Source organism: Candidatus Nanopelagicales bacterium, assembly GCA_041393815.1.
Lineage (GTDB): Bacteria > Actinomycetota > Actinomycetes > S36-B12 > JAWKJK01 > JAWKJK01.
Genome location: JAWKJK010000006.1, coordinates 38410 through 56507, shown reverse-complemented (window position 1 = coordinate 56507; position 18098 = coordinate 38410). Strand labels below are relative to the sequence as shown.

Sequence of the window (18098 nt, the reverse complement as noted above, 5' to 3'; positions counted from 1 at the left end):
TGCCGACACGCGCTCTGCATGGGTCGCGCAGCGGCATCCATTCCGGCATCCATCGTGGCGGTCGGCCACGGACGACCATGGACACGAAGAAGTCACTGTCACTGTCCCGCTTGAGAACATGGACACCGACGGACAACTGCAGACGAGGCAGCAGCGGACTCCTCATCCGCGGGTTCGGGGTTCGAGTCCCTGGCGGCGCACCCGTTCTGATCGACGGCCTGACCGGCGCTCCCGCCCTTCGAGGTGGGGGCGCTGAGTCGTTTCGGAAGCCTTTGGCCCTGACCCCCGGACCCGCGGGGCGATCACGCTGGACGTATGACGGAGATGCGTGTGGGCCCGGCAGCCGCCGGGCTGACGTGTGCGCGCTGCGGGGCCTCGCTGCCCTCCCCGTCCCCGGCCGGGACGGTCACCTGTCCGTCGTGCTCCCTGACCATGCCCGTCGCGGCGCTGGACGAGCTGGGCGGCCTGACAGCGTGGGCGGACTGGGCCCGGGCGCGGGCGAACTGGCTGCGCGACCGCCTCGCCTCCGACGATCTCCCCGACGACTGGTCGGTGCGGGCCATCGCGATGCCGACCGTCACGCCGGTGCCGACAGTCACGCCCATGCGGCCCGGGGCCCCGAGCGCGCCCCCCGCCACCGTCGCCGCGACGCCCACGCCGCCCCTGGGCGTAGGGACGCTGCTGCTCGTCGGCGGTGCCGTGCTGCTGGTGCTGGCCGGGATCGCCTTCGCGGCCGTCGCCTGGGACCTGCTCGGCCCGATCGGTCAGCTGAGCCTGCTGTACGCCATCGGCGCGGTGGCCCTGCTCGCGGGGCTGCGGCTGCACCGGCGGCTCCCGGGAACGGCCACGACGCTGGGCGTCGTCGGGGCGCTCCTCGTCGCCGTCGGCTGCGTGGCCACGCGGGTCCTGGGCGCGGACCCCCTGGGACCGACCCTGTCCCTGGCGGCCAGCCTCGCTGCGGCGGTCCTGCTGGCCGCGGTCGGCGGGTGGCTGCGCACCCGGATGCGCGGCGTGGGAGAGGTCGCCGCCCTCACCGGGGCGGCCCTCGCGCTGGGGCTGCTCGCGTCCGCCCCGGCCGACGCCGCAGTGCCGCTGGCCGAGCCGTGGGCGTGGTGGGTCGCGGCGGTCCTGCTCCTGGGCGGTGTCGGGCTGCTGCTGCTGCACGCTCGCTACCCCGTGGTGACCTGGCCGGCACTGGCCGCGCTGTCGCTGCTGGTCGGCTCCGGCGCCGCTGCCGTCTTCGTCGCGGGCGAGGCCTCGGTCGGGGACGCGGTCCGGCCGCTCGTCGGTTCGGCCGTCCTGCTGGCGCTCGCCGCCCTCTCGGCGCTGCTGGTCCGGCTGCTGCCGGAGCACCGGCCCGAGCCGGCCCTCGCCGCGGCGGTGCAGGTCACCGTCGCCGCCCTGGTCGCCTTCGGCTCGGGTGTGGCCCAACCGAGCAGCCGTCCGTGGTCCGCGCTCGCGCTGGCCGCGGTCGCCGGCGTCGCGTGGTGGGCCCGCACCCACACGCCCCCGGGCCTGCGCCCCTGGCTCAGCCTGGTCGCCGCGGCCGCGCTCGGGACGGCGGTCGGCCTCGCGGCCGCCCCCTGGGCCATCGACGCGGCGGTAGGGAACGGAGCGGTCGCAGGGGTCGCCCTGTCCGCCGTCCTCGTGGTGCTGGCCGAGCTGACCCGTGAGTCGAGTCGGGCCAGCGGGCTTGCCGCTCTGGTGGCCACCGGTGCCGGGCTGCTCGCCTGGTTGATGGCCACCGTCCCCGGCCAGGAGGGGACGACTTCGGACGCCGCCCTGTGGGCGACGGTCATCGCGCTGACACTGCTGGGCCTGGCCGGGTGGGGCGAGGCACTGCGACGCCCACTCCCCGCGTGGAGCGTGTGGCTGGCCGGCGGGCTGCTCGTCGGCGCCCTGGTGCCGCTGGGACAGCTGGCCGACCTCGAGACCCCCTGGGCTCCGGAGATCGCGGGGGCGGCCCTGGGGGTGCTCGCCGGGGTGTCCGGCGGGCTGTTCTGGTGGCTGCGCCGTCCGGCCCGCACGCCGTCGCTGGCGGTGGTCGGCCCGGCCCTGGCACTGGCCCTGGCCCCCACGACGATCGCCGTGGTCCAGGACGCCCTGACCCGGTGGACGCTCGACGGCGGGTCCGTGTCGACCGCCTACCAGGTGCGGGTTGCGGCGCTGTTCGTCGTCGGCGCCGCCCTGGTGGTGCTCGGCGCCTGGCGCCGCTGGGCCGGGGTCGTCATCCCGGCGGCACTGATGCTGGTCGCGGTGACGGCGGTGCAGCTGGTCGACCTCGGGAGGTTCCTCCCGCAGTGGGTGTCGTTCGCGGTGGCCGGCGGTCTGCTCGTGCTCGCCGGGGCCCGCTGGGAGAGTGTCCGTGGCCTCGGCCGCGCGGGGGCGCACTGGCTGCGCGACCTGCGCTGAGTCACCCCCGCTGCGCTGAGTCTTCCCCGCTGCGCTGAGTCTTCCCCGCTGCGCTGAGTCTCCCCCGCGGGCGGGACGCAGGACCCTGCCCGGCGCGCCCGGATCGCCCTAGCGTCGAAGGCGACGGCGCAACGACTCCCGGGGGTGAGCGGCGATGCCGAGGCCACGGCGTTCGGCAGGGACGAAGTCGGCAGGGTGGAAGGCGATCGGAGTCCTCGCGGCGGCGGTGCTCACGGTCCCCCTCCTCTCCGCGCCCGCGTCGGGCGCGGGCACCCCGGGCACGCTGGACCGGACCTTCGCGAGCCGGGGCACGCTGGTCGTTCCCCTGACCGCCGGGGTCTACCAGGAGTGGGGCGAGCGCCTCGGCGGACTGCTCCGCGGACCCGGGACCGGCTTCCGGGTCGTCACGGCCGGGTCGCACCCGACCGAGGTCGAGTCCAGCGAGGGTGTCATCACCGTGCGGGCCTACCGCGCGAACGGCAAGGTCAACACCGCCTTCAACGGCGGGAAGCCGCGCCTGCTGAAGGTCCTGTCCAGCTCTCCCGGTCCCGGTACCGGCCTGGGCGCCGTCGCCAGCGACGACCGGGCGCGGACCTACCTGTTCGTCGGCACCGGCGACACCGGGGACTTTCTCGGCGCCCGCATCTACCGCGTCACCGAGACCGGGCGCAGGGACCGGTCGTACTCCGCGGTGATCGACTCCGCGCTGCTGTCCAGCCTGCCGGGCAGCGGTCCGCTCAACAGCGGCGCCGGTGGCTCGGTGAAGATGGCCGTGCTCCCGGACGGACGTGCCCGCGTCTGCATCGGCGGGGCCCGCGAGGTGTACCTCGTCGGGTTCGGCGCCGACGGGCGCATCGAGGCCACCTACGGCGCGAGCGGCGTCCCCGGGGTGGCCGTCTACACGCATGCGACGACGACGTCGTTCGAGGCCAGCTGTGGCGCCATGGCGACGTCCCGGGACGGACGGGTCTTCGTGCCGGCGGCCATGAGCTACGACTCCGGCGGGGTCATCGCCTTCTCGCCCGATGGCCGACCCGATGGGGCCTTCGGTGTCGACGGGTACGCCGACTACTCCGCGGTCGACGCGGTCGTCTCCGTGGAGGACATCACCGTCACGCGGGCCGGCGTCGTCTACCTCGTCTGCTGGCAGCAGGGATCCGGCGGCGCCCCGGGCACGGACTTCCTCGCGCGCCTCACCCCCTCCGGCACGTTCGACCCCGGCTTCGGGACCGCAGGGCGCGCGGAGCTGACCGGCATCGGCAGCTTCGCGACCCTGTCCATCGGGTCCGCCGACCGCATGTACCTGGCCCACGGGGACACGGTGACCCGGCTGCGGCAGTCGACGGGGGCGGTGGACGCCGCCTTCGGCACGGCCGGGTCGATCCGGGTGGCCGGGTTGTCGCGGGTGACCCCGCTGACGAGCACGCGCATCCTGCTCGGGCTGCAGCGCCGCCGACCGCCGATCACCTCCCAGGTCCTGGTCCAGAAGCGCTACGCCTGACCCCACCGCTACCGACGGTGCCCGCCGGGCCACGGCCCGTCGAACCCGCGTGACAGCGGTACCCGCCATGGACCACGATCGCCCTCGAGCGCCGAGGAGGGCGGGGCACGGACGTGCCCCCAGGAGGGACACCGGACATGGGCCGTATCTCGCAGTGGGCCGTACGCCATCCGTGGTGGGGCCTGGCCTCCTGGCTGATCCTGGTCGTGCTGATCGGCGTCGGGTACGCGCAGCTCAAGGGCGACTACAACGACAACTTCAACCTGCCGGACTCGGAGTCGACGACGGCGACCGAGCTGCTGCAGGACCTGTCCGGCGGCGGCGCGGGGACGGGCTCGGGGCTCGAGGGCCAGGTGGTGTGGCGTGCCGACACCGGCTCGGCCACCGACCCCGCCACCGCCGCCACCATGTCGGCGGTCCTCGCCGACATCGCGGCCTCCCCCGGCGTCTCGTGCGTCATCTCGCCGTACGGGGAGCCGTTGGGCGCGCAGTGCCCGCCGCAGCAGCCCGCCGCCGGTGCCGACGGCGGGGCCGGCGGCCAGGGCGGCGACCAGGCCGGGCAGGAGGGCGGCGCGGCCACCCAGCCCCAGCTGCCCGAGGACGCGCTCGGCCCGATGGCGCACTTCGGCCAGGCGGGCGTCAGCCCCGACGGGCGGGTGGCGTACGCGACGGTGCTGTTCGCCGGGGAGGACTTCAGCGACCTGCCGACCGAGGACATCGCCACCGCACTGGACTTCGTGAAGGCGCAGAACGGCGAGGACGGCCTCACCGTCGGCGCCAACGGGATCTTCAGCTTCGTCCAGGGCGAGCCGCCGTCGTCGGAGAGCATCGGCGTGGGCGTTGCGCTGACCATCCTGCTGTTCGCGTTCGGCTCGATCCTCGGGGCGTTCCTGCCCATCGTGTCCGCCGCGGTGTCCGTGTCGGTCTCCACGGCACTGGTCCTTCCGATCGTGGCGAACTTCTTCTCCGTCGCCACCTTCGCGCCGTTCCTGGCGTCGATGATCGGCCTCGGCGTCGGGATCGACTACTCCCTGTTCGTCATCAACCGCTATCGCGAGGCGATGCGGCACGGCCGCGACCCGAGGTCGGCGGCGCTGGAGTCGGTGCGTACATCCGGTCGCGCGGTCCAGTTCGCCGCGCTGACGGTGATCATCGCCCTGCTCGGCCTGTTCGTGATGCGGATCGAGTTCTTCAACGGCATCGCGGTCGCCGCGGCCACGACGGTCTTCATGGTCATGCTCGGCGCCCTGTTGCTCCTGCCGGCGGTGCTGTCGCTGCTGGGCAGCTGGGCCTTCGTGGGTCGGATGGCCTGGGTCACCGACGGCGAGGCCATCCCGCAGCCGCGCCTGACCGGGGTGTGGCACGCGATCGGCCGCTTCTTCCGCTACGTCGGCTGGGTGCTGTTCCTGCCCGTGACGATCATCGGCTGGCTGTGGCGGCGATTCGTCCGCGGCGGCCACGCGCCGGAACCGCACCACCCCAGCGCCTTCGCCCGCTACGGCGAGTGGCTGCAGAAGCGGCCCTGGGTCACCGGCATCGCGGCCCTCATCGTCATGCTGCTGTTCGCCGGGCCCGCGCTCTCGCTGCGGCAGGGGTTCGCCGACGACTCGGGCGCGCCGCAGGGCAGCCCGCCGCGGATCGCGTACGACCTCACCGCCGAGGGGTTCGGGCCGGGCGTCAACGGGCCGATGTACGTCGCGGTCGAGCTGCCGGCCCCCGGCGACCAGGCCGCCGTCGGCGCGCTCGCGCAGGCGCTCAACGCGGATCCCGGTGTGGCGCTGGCGGCCGCGGCACCGGTGGCCCCCGACGCCGAGGTCGCCGTGGTCCAGGTCTTCCCGACCACGGCACCGCAGGACGAGGCCACCACGGACCTGCTGTTCCACCTGCGCGACGACGTGATCCCGCAGGCGCTGGCGGGCACCGGGGCCACCGCCTACGTCGGCGGGTTCCAGGCGGTCACCGTGGACTTCACCAAGGTGCTCAGCGACGCGCTGCCCTGGTTCCTGCTCATCGTGGTGGGCCTGGGCTTCATCGCCCTGATGTTCCTGTTCCGATCGGTGCTCGTACCGCTGACCGGAGTGCTGTTCAGCCTGCTGTCGCTGGCGGCGTCCCTCGGCATCACCGTCGCGGTGTTCCAGTGGGGGTGGTTCGCGGGCCTGATCGGGCTGCAGAACACCGGACCGATCTTCCCGTTCCTGCCGATCATGGTGTTCGCCATCCTGTTCGGGCTGTCCTGCGACTACCAGGTCTTCCTGGTCAGCCGGATGCACGAGGAGTGGCTGCACACCCATGACAACCACAAGGCGATCCGCCGCGGACTGGCCGGGTCCGGCCGGGTCGTCGCGATCGCGGCGGCCATCATGGTCAGCGTCTTCGCCGCGTTCGTCCTCGGCAACGACCAGACCGTGAAGCTGTTCGCGGTGTCGCTGTCCTCGGCGGTGCTGCTGGACGCGTTCGTCGTCCGGCTGGTGCTGGTGCCGTCACTGATGACGGTGCTGGGGGCGCGCAACTGGTGGCTGCCGGGATGGCTGGACCGGGTGCTCCCGCACGTCAGCGTGGAGTCCGAGGAGGACATCGAGGCGGGCGCCTCGGAGATCGACGACATCGAGCCGGACGAGATCGGCGAGCCGGACGTCGCGCCGGTCCCCCGCTGACGGGACGGCTACAGGTACAGCCCGGTGGCCGCGTCGCTGTGCCGCGCCGCGGCCACCGCGTGCACGTCGCGCTCGCGCAGCAGCACGTAGTCGATGCCCTGCAGCTCGACGTTGCCGCGGTCCTCCGGCTCGAACAGCACCTGGTCGCCGGTCTGCACGGTCCGCACGTTGGGTCCCACCGCCACGACCCGCGCCCAGGTGAGCCGCTTCCCGACCTGGGCCGTCGCCGGGATCACGATGCCGCCGCTGGAGCGGCGCTCCCCGTCCGGGCCGTCCTGGCGGACCAGGACGCGGTCGTGCAGCAGCTTGATCGGGACCGACCCGTCCGGTCGGGGGGTCGTGTCGGGGGCCTGGGCCGCGCTGGTCACGACGCCAGAGCGTAGGTCACCGACGGCTCACCAGCCGCGGGTGCCCGGTCCGCCCTTGAACGGACCGACCACCGCGTCGGTGATCCAGCCGCCGTAGAACCCGCCCTCCTGCGGGCGGACGACCTCGCCGTCCACCGTGCACCGGTCCATCCGGCCGGGGTAGACGGCCACGTGGTCGCGCAGGGCCGAGAACCCCGGCGACGGGTCGGGGTAGGTCCAGGCCGCCGCCTCCCGGCGCTCACCTCCCCCGACGACCGTGAGGTAGGCGGCCACGCCCTTGTACTCGCAGTACGACGACCCGGGGGCCGGCTCCAGGCTGCCGGCCGCGAAGTCCGCCCGGGGCAGGTAGTAGGTGGGCGGGTGACTGGTCTCCAGCACTCGCAGCGCGCGGCGGGTGTCGCACACGACCTCGCCGCCGAGGACCACCTGCACGTGCGCGGAGGTCGGCTCCACCCGGGGCGGCCGGGGGTAGTCCCATACCGACTCCTGACCGGGTCCGGGCTCGATCGGGTCCGTGCGCCCCGTCACCGCGCGGGGGTCACAACCGGTCGGTGTCCCGGGCCAGTCCGGCCATCTCCGGCGGCACCAGGCCGCGCGGCACCGGGATCCACTGCACCTCGGCCAGCTGCCTGCGCTGGCGGCGGTGGATGGCGGCCACCCGGGCCTTGCGGAGTACGAGCACGCCGACCACGACTCCGGCGACCATGGCGACCCGATCGGGGCGGATCCCGCCGTACTCGTCGGTGAAGAAGCCGGTGACCTTGGCCTTCGCCCTCGCCGCCAGCGTCGGCGGCGCGGTCTGGACCTTCAGCTCGTCCAGCGTCGCGACGAGCCGCGCCCGGGTCGCCTCGATGTCGGCCTGGATCTCCGCCGCGGAGCGCTGCGGCTTCGCGGCCGCCGCAGCCTTGCCGGAGGCGTCGGCCTTGCCGGAGGGGTTGGCCTTGCCGGACTCGGGGGCCTGGCCCGGGGTGGGGGTGGCAGGCACGTCGGCCACGGGGAACCTCCGGCGTCGATGATCGGACGGCTCGCAGCCTACGCGGGTACCGATCGCGGATCGAAGCCGTACGGCAACTCCAGCCGGTGGCGGCGCATCAGGTCCTCGTCGCACAGGATGTCCCGGGTCGCCCCGTCGGCCACGATCGTGCCGTCCGCCAGGATCAGGGCCCGCTCGCACAGCTCCAGGGCGTAGGGCAGGTCGTGCGTGACCATGAAGATGGTCACGTCCAGCGACCGCAGGATGTCGGCGAGCTCGCGCCGGCTGGCCGGGTCGAGGTTGGACGAGGGCTCGTCCAGGACCAGGATCTCCGGCTCCATCGCCAGGACGGTCGCCACCGCGACCCGGCGACGCTGGCCGAAGGACAGGTGGTGCGGGGGCCGGTCGGCGAACTCGCCCATGCCCACGAGGTCCAACGCGTGCCCGACCCGCGCATCGAGGTCGTCGCCACGCAGGCCGAGGTTGGCCGGGCCGAAGGCCACGTCCTCGCGTACGGACGGCATGAAGAGCTGGTCGTCGGGGTCCTGGAACACGATGCCGACGCGGCGCCGGATCTCCCGCAGCACGTCCTTGTCGCGCGCGTCGACGCGCAGGCCCGCGACCTCGACGGTGCCGGTGCCACCGGCCAGGATCCCGTTCAGGTGCAGCACCAGGGTGGTCTTGCCGGCGCCGTTGGGTCCGAGCAGGGCGACCCGCTCCCCCCGGGCGATCGTCATGTCGACGCCGAACAGCGCCTGGTGGCCGTCGGGGTACGCGAACGCCAGCTGGTCCACGCGCAGGCTGGGTGCGGGCGTCGCGGTCATCGCTGCACCGCCCAGGCGGCCAGGCACACGACCAGCGCCACCGCGGGCAGCGTCAGGGCCGTGGTCCAGTCGCGGGACGTGGCATGCACCCGGTCCAGGACCGGCATCGTGCCGGTGTAGCCCCGGCTGAGCATGGCAAGGTGCACGCGTTCTCCTCGTTCGTAGGAGCGGATGAACAGGGCGCCGGCCGACTGCGCGACCGTCGGCCACGACCGGACCCCCGTTGCCTCGAAGCCCCGGGACTCGCGGGCGACCCGCATCCGGCTCATCTCGTCGGTCACGACGTGCGTGTACCGCATCATGAACGCCGCGATCTGGACCAGCATCGGGGGCACGTGCAGCCGCTCCAGGCCCATCAGCAGGTCCCGGGTGGGCGTAGTGGCGGCGAGCAGGATCGCCCCGACGACACCGAGGGTCGCCTTGGCGATGATCCCCCAGGCCGCGACGAGCCCCGGCTGCGACAGCGAGAGTCCCAGGACCTCGACCGTCGGGTCGGGTCCGAAGAAGGGCATGAGGACCGCGAACAGCAGGAAGGGGACCTCCACGACCATCCGCGGCAGGATCACGGTCGCCGGGACGCGGGCGACGGCGGCCACGGCGACGAGGAGCGCGGCGTAGACGCCGAACGCCCAGTACTGCTGGGCCGGTGTCGCGACCACCACGAAGATGAACGCCACCAGCGCGATCACCTTCGCCTCGGCCGGCATGAGGTGCAGCGGCGTGTGCCGGTGGACGTACAGCCGCTCTCCCACGTCGTGCCCGTGCCGGTGGTTCGCGGCGCCGGAGGAGGCGCCACGGCGCCGCCCGATCCACCAGAACAGCACGAACGCCACGGCGACCATGATCAGGACGCCGATCAGGCCGGCCAGACCGACGGAGAACCGCTCGTCCGAGACCCCGGCCACCCCGTAGTCGGCCAGCGGGGATCCCGCGACCGCCGAGTCCTCGGCGGACGCCAGGAAGCCCTGGTCCTCCGCGACCTTCTCCAGCCCGTCCGGTGCCGCGCTGGCGTAGAACGAGACGACCCCTGCCAGCACGACCGACAGCGCGAGGCCCACGGCCAGGAAGCCCCACGGCCCCGAGCCTCGTCCCGCCGGCTGAGGTGCGCCCGCGGGCGAGCCCGCGGACCCCACGGCGGGGGCGGGCCGCAGGTCGTGCACGCCGTAGACGAGGTCGGCGCGGACGGCCAGCACGGCCCCGACGGTCAACGCGGTGATGACGCCCTCACCGAGCCCGATCAGCAGGTGGGTCCCGACCATCGCGAGCAGGACGGTTCCGTTGGAGAACGTGCCCGTCCCGCCGATCGCGTACTCCAGCGTGAAGGCCACCGCGGACGCCGGAACGGACAGGAACCCGCCGACGAAGGCGGCCGCGACCCAGGACGACCGACGCCTCGGCAGCACCCGGGCGAGCAGGCGGAAGACCGGCCAGCCCACCAGCACGGTCACGAACGCCATGTTGATGATGTTCAGCCCGAGCGCGCTCAGCCCGCCGTCGGCGAAGACCAGCGCCTGCACCACGAGTACGACGGAGACCGCCAGCGCGCCGGCCCACGGGCCGACCAGTATCGCCGCGAGCGCTCCCCCGAGCAGGTGGCCGCTGGTGCCGGCCGCGACCGGGAAGTTGAGCATCTGGGCCGCGAAGACGAAGACGGCCACGAGACCGGCCAGGGGTGCGGTGCGCTCGTCCAGCTGGCGTCGGGCACCCTGCAGGGAGATCGCGATCCCCGCGACGGCGATGACGCCCGCCGCGGCGGACACGGGGGCGTCGATGAAGCCGTCGGGGATGTGCACCGGGTCAGGATATGCGGCCGCCTTGCTTCTGCAAGTCCCTTGCAACAAGGCCCCGGGCCTACGCGGCTCCGGGGCCCCGGCACGCACCGTCCGGCCCGCTGCCAGGCCGGACGGCTCCGGGATCGGCGCTTTCTGCCATCCGCTCATCTCCTCCCGTGCACGTGCGCCGGTCTCTGCGCGCGCGGATCACGGCGCCTGGGCCAGGTGCTCCTGGGCCAGGCTGATCTCGCTGGTCAGCGCCCCGACGTAGGGCACCGGGGCTTGCGCCAGGTGCTCCATCGCCAGGCTGGTCTCGCTGGCCGTGGTGGCGGCCGCGGGCACCGGCGCCTGCGCCAGGTGCTCGTTCGCCAGGCTCACCTCACTGGTGTACGACCCGACCCACGGAATGGGTGCCTGCGCCAGGTGCTCCATCGCCAGGCTCACCGCGGCGGTGGGGACGCCGACCCACGGGATCGGCGCCTGCGCCAGGTGCTCCATCGGAAGGCTGGCCTCGTACCCCCACCCGAACGGCGCCTGAGCCAGGTGCTCGTGCGCGAGGCCGTACTCGGCGGGTGCCCACCCGACGGCGATCGGACCCGCCGGCCCGATCACGGGGGCCAGCAGGCCGCCGATGAAGCCGACGAGCAGACCGACGACCAGTCCGACGAGTGCCGTCACCCAGGGGAGCTGCTTCTGCTCGGGCGTGGGCGGCGGAGTGGTCCCGACGTGCTCAGGCGCCTCGAGCGTCTTGAGGTCGGGGTGCTCGTCGATAGGAGGGAGGACCGGAGGGGTCATCGCTGTCATCTGTCTCACCTCCTCTCCCGGAGGTGGGACCGGAACCAGCCGACCCCGGTCCCAACCCCAGGGTCCGTCGTCCCGGTGTCCCGGGCCCAGGGGCCTAGGTCCCCGGGACGCAGGTCCGTGGGCAGGGGGTACCCCGGTCGGGTAGGCCGGTCGCCGCACTGCCGACCGCTGCCGGTCGGTGCCGCCGGCCGCGGGGCTCGTACACTCCGGATCCGTGACGACGCGACTCGAGCCCGGGCAGACCGCCCCCGCCTTCACCCTCCTGGACGACGCCGGCAACAAGCTGAGCCTCAAGGACTTTCGCGGCCAGACCGTGATCCTGTATGCCTACCCGGCCGCGATGACCCCCGGCTGCACCACGCAGGCGTGCGACTTCCGCGACAGCCTCGACGCGCTCGCGGCCCAGGGCATCACGGTCATCGGCATCTCCCCGGACAAGCCGGAGAAGCTGGCCAGGTTCCGCGAGCGCGACGGGCTGACCTTCCCGCTGGTGTCCGACCCCGACCACGCGGTGCTGGAGAAGTACGGCGCCTGGGGCGAGAAGTCCATGTACGGCAAGACCGTCACCGGCGTGATCCGGTCCACGTTCGTCATCGGGCCGACCGGCAAGGTCGAGCACGCGTTCTACAACGTCAAGGCCAAGGGGCACGTCGCGAAGCTGCGCCGCGACCTCGGGCTGGGGTAGCGGGAGCAGTCCGGCCCGCGGACGGGGGTGGGGAGCGGTGCGACGGCCGGCGTGGCTGACCCGCAACCTGCTCATCCTCACCGCGGTCTCGTTCACCCAGGACGCGGCCAGCGAGCTGCTGTACCCGCTGCTCCCGCTGTTCCTCACCGGGGTGCTGGCCGCCCCCGCCGTCGTCGTCGGAGTGGTCGAGGGTGTCGCCGAGGCCACCGCCGGGATCGCGAAGTACGTGTCCGGCCGCTGGTCGGACCGGATCGGACGCAAGCCGCTGACGACCGTCGGCTACGGCCTGGCGGTCGTGGGCAAGGCCGTCGTGGCCGCCGCCTGGGTGTGGCCGGTGGTGCTGGTCGGCCGCGTCGTCGACCGGCTGGGCAAGGGGATCCGGTCGGCGCCGCGCGACGCGTGGATCGCCGACTCCGTGCCGGCGCCATCGTACGGCCGCGCGTTCGGGTTCCACCGGGCCGGTGACACCCTCGGCGCGGTGGTCGGCCCGCTGCTGGGGCTGGCGGCGCTCGCGGCACTGTCCGGGAACATCCGGGCGGCGATGTGGGTCGCGGTGGTGCCCGCCGTGCTGTCCGTGCTGCTGGTGCTGCTGGCCAGGGACCCGCGGGCCCGTCGGCGCGGGGCACCGGCGCCCAGCCCGACCGGCACCGCCGGGGATTTCGACCTGTCGGCGGCGCGCCGCCCGCGGCCGCGCCGTTCCCCGCTGCCCCGCCCCTTCTGGCGGGTGGCGACGGTCCTCGTCCTCATCGCGGTGGTGAACTTCCCCGACGCCCTGCTGCTGCTGCGGGTCTACGAGCTGGGGTTCAGCACCACCGAGGTGGTGCTGGCCTACGTGCTCTTCAACGTCGTGTACGCCGCCGCCTCGTACCCCGCCGGTGCCTTCAGCGACCGCTGGCCGCGCTCGCTGATCTACGGCGCGGGGCTGCTCGCGTTCGCCGTCGGCTACCTCGGGCTCGGGCTGGTGGACGGCGGTCCCGGGGTCTGGGTGCTCATCGCGGTGTACGGGCTCTTCCCCGCGCTGACCGACGGCGTGGGCAAGGCGTGGATCTCCTCGCTGGTGGACGAGGAGCACCGGGGCCGGGCCCAGGGGGTCTACCAGGCGCTGACGAACGCCTCGATCTTCGCGGCCGGGCTGTGGGCCGGCCTGGCGTGGACCGCCGGGGCCGGCAACGGGGTCGTCCCGCTGCTGATCTCCGGCGTCCTCGGCGGCCTGGCCGGCCTCGCCCTCCTGACCCGCCCGCTGTGGTGCCGGTTGCGTGCGCTGTAGCTCGCGGAACCGGCACCACAGGGGGTGGCGCGCGTAGGCTGGCGCGTCGCGCGGGTGTGGCGGAACTGGCAGACGTGCAGGATTTAGGTTCCTGTGCCGCAAGGCGTGAGGGTTCGAGTCCCTCCACCCGCACTCCTCGCCGCCCGCCCCGCACGGCCGGGGCGCGGTCTCAGGGCCGGGGCAGGCCGCGGACGACGAAGTCCGCGTACGCCTCCGGGGCGACCGGCGTCGCCCCGTGCACCGCCATCCCGAGGTAGCCGAACGCCGCGGTCGCGCATACCGCGGCGAGGTCGTTCGGGTCGCCCGCCAGGTCGCCGGCCTCGACGGCGTCGGCGATCCGGTGCCGCAGCCGGTCCCGCAGCTCGGCCTCCACCTCGTCGACCTCGCGCCGTACGGAGTCGTCGACCTCCTTGTGCTGCAGCAGCGGGAACATGCCGTACAGGTACGCGGTCGGGAACGGCTCGGCCCGGCCCACGGCGAACAGCCCCGCCAGGACCTGCCGCAGCCGCTGCAGGGGCGGGGCCGCCTCGTCGACGCCCCGGGCGACCTCGACCACCTGCTCGACCAGCACGCGCCGGCAGGCCACGGCGAACAGCTCGTACTTGCTGGAGAACGCCTTGTAGACCGAGGACGTGGTCACCCCGGCGGCCTCGGCGACCTGCTGCACCGACAGCGCGGTCACCGGGGCGGCGCGCACGGCGCGCACCGCCGCGAGCGTGATCCGTTCGCGGGTCTCCGCGGACACCGACTCCGCCACGCCGCGACTCTAGGCGCCGACGAGTCCGTCGACCGGAGGAACCCCGGTTTCCCTTGGGGGAACACGCATTTCCCCAGGGAAACCCGATTCCCCAGGTGGGGAACACCGACTCCCCCGGGTAGCACCTCGGTGAGCGATCGGCGCCCGCCGTAACCGAGGAGGACCCGCACCGTGACGACACCGAGGACCCGCATCCTGGCGGCGGTCTGCGCGACCACCGCCTGCCTGACCCTGGGGCTGGCCACGCTGGCTCCCGCCGCGCAGGCGGCCCCCGCCGCAACGGCCGGGGCCGCGAGCGCCAGCACCGGCTCCAGCGCCCATGACGAGGGCGCCGCCGCCCTGGAGCGACTGCGCGCTGCGGGCATGCTGGCCGAGGCCCCCGAGGCCGCCAACTCCCGCGCCTACGGGCTGGCCGTGAAGTTCGGCCTGATGTTCTTCAAGGGCCTCGGGACGGGGGCCGGGCACATGTCCTTCGAGCTGCTCGCCCAGGAGCTGGGCTTCGGCCACTCCGACCAGGAGCTGGTCGCGGCGCTGTCCGACATCGGCGCGTCCGTCGAGCAGCTGAACTCCGACGTCCGCGCGCTGGCGGCCCAGGTCGAGGCACTGCTCGACGGCCAGGACCGCGCCAACTTCTACGACTCGTACTCGCAGGCGGGTCAGGCCGCGAGCCGGCTGTCCGTGGCGATGGCCTCCGTCCGCTCCTGGATCGAGCGGGGCGCCACCCCGTCGGCGTCGCATGTGTCGGACCTGCAGACGGTCATCCGCACGTCCGTGGCCGACCTGTCGTTCCAGCTGGTCAACCCGACCACCGGCACGATCCCGCTGATGATGCGCGCGGCCGAGCCGTCGCGGGTCAGCGCCGACCTCCCGTCGTACTGGCGGACCATCGACACCGCCCGCGAGGACTACCGCGCCGTGCTCGCGCAGGGCCTGGCCACCCTGGACCTGCTGCAGCGGTGGGACACCACCGGAACCGTGGCCGCGGACCTGGAGACGCTCTCCGACGTCTCCGCCGACACCGTGCTGCGGATGTACGAGTACGGCCTGGCCGCCGACGCGGCCGACCACCCCTACGTCCACACCCGCGGGTCCCAGTGGGTGATGGGCCCGTGGGCCGCTGTGGAGTTCAACGGCGACCTCTGGCGCGCCGGCTGGCGGCAGATGCACAGCACGACGGGCTGGCTGGATCCGTTCGTGCAGGAGATGGTGCGCGAGTACCGGCCGGCGCTGCACGGCGGGGCGACGCTGGAGCAGTACCTTCGCGACCGGGGCATCCCCACCCGGTACGTCCACCCGGAGACCATCGAGACCCAGGTCACGCAGCGGCCCAACGGAAAGCCGTACCAGAACGACGTCGTCCACGCCGAGCGGGTGCGGGTCACCGACATCCGGGGCAACGAGCAGGTCACGGAGTGGCGCAACCTCGGGGGCGAGCGCGTCGCCTACGTCGTGATCCAGAAGTGTGGGTGGTCACCGGGCCAGACCGTGTGCACCTGGGAGCCGTTCGGCGCCGACGCCCCGGCGCAGGCCGACGCGCTGGCGGCGAGCGAGCGGCAGCAGTGGCGGGTGTCGATGGACGAGCGGGACGTGCGCTGGATGTCGCTGGGCTACCTCAGCGAGGCGCACTCCCGGCTGCTGCGGGCGTACCGGCCCACCAGCACGGCGCTGGGGATCGCCGCCGACATGGACCCGACCCGGATCCGCGCCGCCGCCTTCGGCACCGCCTGACCAACCGCCACGCACCACCCCGGTCCCCGCGACCGGTGGCCCTGTACTCCGCCCTGGGCCACCGGTCGCGGTCGGCGTCAGCCGCCGGAGGGCAGGTCCCGCAGCCGTGACCGCAGCGCAACCACGACGTACACCAGGCAGCCGAGCATGCCCACGTGCAGCACCTCGTTGGCCGAGAAGTAGAACCCCGCGCCGTCGTCCCAGAGGGCCGCCGTCAGCCCCGAGGCGTACCACCCGAAGTACGCGACCTGCACCGCGACGAGGAGCACCGCCGCGACGACGAGCCGACGTCCCAGCGGCCGGTCGGCCTGCCGCGCGCAGCGGGCGCCGACCACGATCACGATCACGATCCCCGGCACGGCGAACAGCATGAGCACCTCGAAGGACAGCAGTGCGGCGCTGGGCAGCATCACCCCGACCGCCGTCACCGCCAGGTACGCCACCACGTTGGCGACCGCATACAGCACGAGCCACCGCCGCGCGCGGAGCCGCGTGCACGCGTACGCCACCGCCACCACCATGGCGCTGACGCTGGTCGCCTGCGCCACGCTGTAGCCGACCTCGAGGCCGTCGGTGAGGCGGCAGTAGTCCCAGCCCTCGCACTTCAGCGGGTACGAGAACGCCTGGTACGAGGCACCGGCCATCGCGGCGCCGACGCCGCCGAGGACCAGCGCCACACCCAGCCACAGCCGGGACCGCTGTCCCGACGCGGTGACCAGGAAGTAGGCGCCGGCCCCCAGCCAGGCCAGTGCGAGCAGCACCACCAGGGCGGTGCCCAAGGGCTCGGACACCACGGTCCCGCCCACGTCGAAGCAGGGCCGCTGCTGGCACCACTCCTGCGGGGTCGTGGCCGGCGTGTAGGCCAGCTCGTCCAGCCGTCCGCAGCCCGCGGTCACCAACGCGGTCACCGCCACGGACACCGCCAGCAGTGGCCGGGGCCTGCCGGGTCGCATGGTCCGGGTCCTCGTGGTCAGCCGAGCAGGTCGCGCAGCACGGGCACGAGCGCCCGGAACGCCGCACCCCGGTGGCTGATCGCGTCCTTCTCCGCCGGCTCCATCTCGGCGGTCGTCCGGTCGTGGCCGTACGGCACGAAGATCGGGTCGTAGCCGAACCCGTTGTCCCCGCGCGGCACCCGGATCAGCGAGCCCTCGATCGTCCCCTCGACGACGCGCTCCTCCCCGGCCGCGCCGTCGGACTCCGGGGGCAGCACAGCCGCCGCCGCGCACAGGAAGTGCGCGCCCCTCCGGTCGTCCGGCACGTCGGACAGCTGGTCCAGGACCAGCTCGAGATTGGCGACGTCGTCACCGTGCCGCCCGGCCCAGCGGGCGGACAGGATCCCGGGCATCCCGTTCAGCGCGTCCACGCACAGCCCGGAGTCGTCGGCGACCGCGGGCAGCCCGGTCCCCGCCGCGGCCGCACGGGCCTTGAGCAGGGCGTTGGCCGCGAACGTCGTCCCCGTCTCCGGGACCTCCGGCAGATCGGGAAACGCGTCCGTCCCGACCAGCTCCACGTCGAGTCCCGCCTCGGCCAGGATCCGCCGCAGCTCGGCAACCTTGTGCGCGTTGCGGGTCGCGAGCACCACGCGCTGCGTCACGGCTGCGACCCGGGCAGCGGCAGCGCCAGCGCCTCGGCCTGCATCCGCGTGAGGTCGGCGCAGCCGGCCTCGGCCAGGGACAGCAGCCGGTCCAGCAGGCGCCGGTCGAACGGCTCCCCCTCCGCCGTGCCCTGCACCTCGACGTAGCGCCCGTCGCCGGTCATGACCACGTTCATGTCGGTGTCGGCCCGCACGTCGTCGTCGTAGTGCAGGTCCAGCCGCGGCTCGCCCTCGACGATCCCGACGCTCACCGCGGCCACGGACCCGACCAGCGGCTGGCGACCGGCCTTCACCAGTCCCTCGCCCTGCGCCCACGCCAGGGCGTCGGCCAGCGCGACGTACGCGCCGGTGATGGCCGCGGTGCGGGTGCCTCCGTCGGCCTGCAGCACGTCGCAGTCGACCTGGATCGTGTTCTCCCCCAGCGCGCCCGTGTCGACGACGGCCCGCAGGCTGCGGCCGACCAGCCGGGAGATCTCCTGGGTGCGGCCGCCCAGGCGCCCCTTGACCGACTCCCGGTCCGACCGGGTCGTGGTGGAGCGGGGCAGCATCGCGTACTCGGCGGTGACCCAGCCGTGCCCGGAGTCCTTGCGCCAGCGCGGGACCCCGGAGGTGAACGACGCGGCGCACAGCACCCGGGTGCGCCCGAACTCGACCAGCACCGATCCCTCGGCGTGGTCGAGCCAGCCGCGCTGGAAGGTGACCGGGCGGAGCTGGTCGGCGCTGCGGCCGTCGGATCGCGTCATGCGCCCGACCCTAGAG

16 protein-coding genes and 1 tRNA gene are annotated in these 18098 nt (G+C 73.9%); 7 read left to right on the top strand and 10 right to left on the bottom strand.

Annotation, left to right across the window (positions count from 1 at the left end):
- The first annotated feature begins 315 nt into the window (after nucleotides 1–315).
- The 3 genes from R2737_15605 (at nucleotide 316) to R2737_15595 (ending at nucleotide 6567) form a co-directional block, all read left to right on the top strand.
- Nucleotides 316–2412 carry a hypothetical protein gene (locus tag R2737_15605; protein MEZ5117686.1) on the top strand — a complete coding sequence of 699 codons (2097 nt, stop codon included), beginning with the start codon at nucleotides 316–318 and terminating at the stop codon, nucleotides 2410–2412.
- A 226-nt stretch (nucleotides 2413–2638) separates the two neighbouring features.
- On the top strand, nucleotides 2639–3913 hold the full coding sequence (locus tag R2737_15600) for a hypothetical protein (GenBank protein MEZ5117685.1): 1275 nt from the start codon (nucleotides 2639–2641) through the stop codon (nucleotides 3911–3913).
- A 137-nt stretch (nucleotides 3914–4050) separates the two neighbouring features.
- A complete protein-coding gene (locus R2737_15595) occupies nucleotides 4051–6567 on the top strand; it encodes an MMPL family transporter (protein MEZ5117684.1) in 2517 nt (838 codons plus the stop codon).
- 8 nt (nucleotides 6568–6575) lie between these two features.
- Here the strand turns inward: R2737_15595 and R2737_15590 are convergent, their stop codons facing one another.
- The 6 genes from R2737_15590 to R2737_15565 form a co-directional block, all read right to left on the bottom strand.
- Nucleotides 6576–6935: a co-chaperone GroES gene (locus R2737_15590; protein ID MEZ5117683.1), complete on the bottom strand. Its 360-nt coding sequence runs from the start codon at nucleotides 6933–6935 to the stop codon at nucleotides 6576–6578.
- Between the two features lie 27 nt (nucleotides 6936–6962).
- Complete coding sequence (locus tag R2737_15585) at nucleotides 6963–7463, bottom strand: DUF427 domain-containing protein (protein MEZ5117682.1); 501 nt, start codon at nucleotides 7461–7463, stop codon at nucleotides 6963–6965.
- A gap of 10 nt (nucleotides 7464–7473) precedes the next feature.
- Nucleotides 7474–7929 carry a DUF3618 domain-containing protein gene (locus R2737_15580; GenBank protein ID MEZ5117681.1) on the bottom strand — a complete coding sequence of 152 codons (456 nt, stop codon included), beginning with the start codon at nucleotides 7927–7929 and terminating at the stop codon, nucleotides 7474–7476.
- A gap of 38 nt (nucleotides 7930–7967) precedes the next feature.
- Entirely contained in the window at nucleotides 7968–8732 is a 765-nt protein-coding gene (locus R2737_15575) for an ATP-binding cassette domain-containing protein (GenBank protein MEZ5117680.1), read from the bottom strand.
- A complete protein-coding gene (gene cbiQ, locus R2737_15570; GenBank protein MEZ5117679.1) occupies nucleotides 8729–10525 on the bottom strand; it encodes a cobalt ECF transporter T component CbiQ in 1797 nt (598 codons plus the stop codon). The genes R2737_15575 and cbiQ overlap by 4 nt, the downstream gene beginning before the upstream one ends.
- 186 nt (nucleotides 10526–10711) lie before the next feature.
- A complete protein-coding gene (locus R2737_15565; protein MEZ5117678.1) occupies nucleotides 10712–11308 on the bottom strand; it encodes a hypothetical protein in 597 nt (198 codons plus the stop codon).
- Nucleotides 11309–11522: 214 nt separating this feature from the next.
- Here R2737_15565 and bcp point away from each other — a divergent pair, with 214 nt between their 5' ends.
- From bcp to R2737_15550, 3 genes are all read left to right on the top strand, one after another.
- Nucleotides 11523–11993, top strand: coding sequence for a thioredoxin-dependent thiol peroxidase (gene bcp, locus R2737_15560; protein ID MEZ5117677.1), 471 nt, complete (start codon nucleotides 11523–11525; stop codon nucleotides 11991–11993).
- Between the two features lie 37 nt (nucleotides 11994–12030).
- Nucleotides 12031–13260, top strand: coding sequence for an MFS transporter (locus R2737_15555; protein ID MEZ5117676.1), 1230 nt, complete (start codon nucleotides 12031–12033; stop codon nucleotides 13258–13260).
- Nucleotides 13261–13310: 50 nt separating this feature from the next.
- Nucleotides 13311–13392 (top strand) — tRNA-Leu (locus tag R2737_15550).
- A 37-nt stretch (nucleotides 13393–13429) separates the two neighbouring features.
- Here R2737_15550 and R2737_15545 read toward each other — a convergent pair.
- A complete protein-coding gene (locus R2737_15545) occupies nucleotides 13430–14017 on the bottom strand; it encodes a TetR/AcrR family transcriptional regulator (protein MEZ5117675.1) in 588 nt (195 codons plus the stop codon).
- 171 nt (nucleotides 14018–14188) lie between these two features.
- Between R2737_15545 and R2737_15540 the strand changes: the two genes are divergently transcribed.
- Nucleotides 14189–15745 carry a hypothetical protein gene (locus tag R2737_15540; GenBank protein MEZ5117674.1) on the top strand — a complete coding sequence of 519 codons (1557 nt, stop codon included), beginning with the start codon at nucleotides 14189–14191 and terminating at the stop codon, nucleotides 15743–15745.
- 77 nt (nucleotides 15746–15822) lie between these two features.
- Here the strand turns inward: R2737_15540 and R2737_15535 are convergent, their stop codons facing one another.
- Genes R2737_15535 through rph form a run of 3 tightly spaced genes read right to left on the bottom strand, consistent with a single transcriptional unit; the run spans nucleotide 15823 to nucleotide 18082 of the window.
- Nucleotides 15823–16698, bottom strand: coding sequence for a hypothetical protein (locus R2737_15535; GenBank protein MEZ5117673.1), 876 nt, complete (start codon nucleotides 16696–16698; stop codon nucleotides 15823–15825).
- Nucleotides 16699–16715: 17 nt separating this feature from the next.
- Nucleotides 16716–17339 (bottom strand): RdgB/HAM1 family non-canonical purine NTP pyrophosphatase, encoded by a 624-nt coding sequence (gene rdgB, locus R2737_15530; protein ID MEZ5117672.1) that lies wholly within the window; start codon nucleotides 17337–17339, stop codon nucleotides 16716–16718.
- Entirely contained in the window at nucleotides 17336–18082 is a 747-nt protein-coding gene (rph, locus tag R2737_15525) for a ribonuclease PH (GenBank protein MEZ5117671.1), read from the bottom strand. Before rph ends, rdgB begins: the two co-directional genes overlap by 4 nt.
- Nucleotides 18083–18098 lie beyond the last annotated feature (16 nt).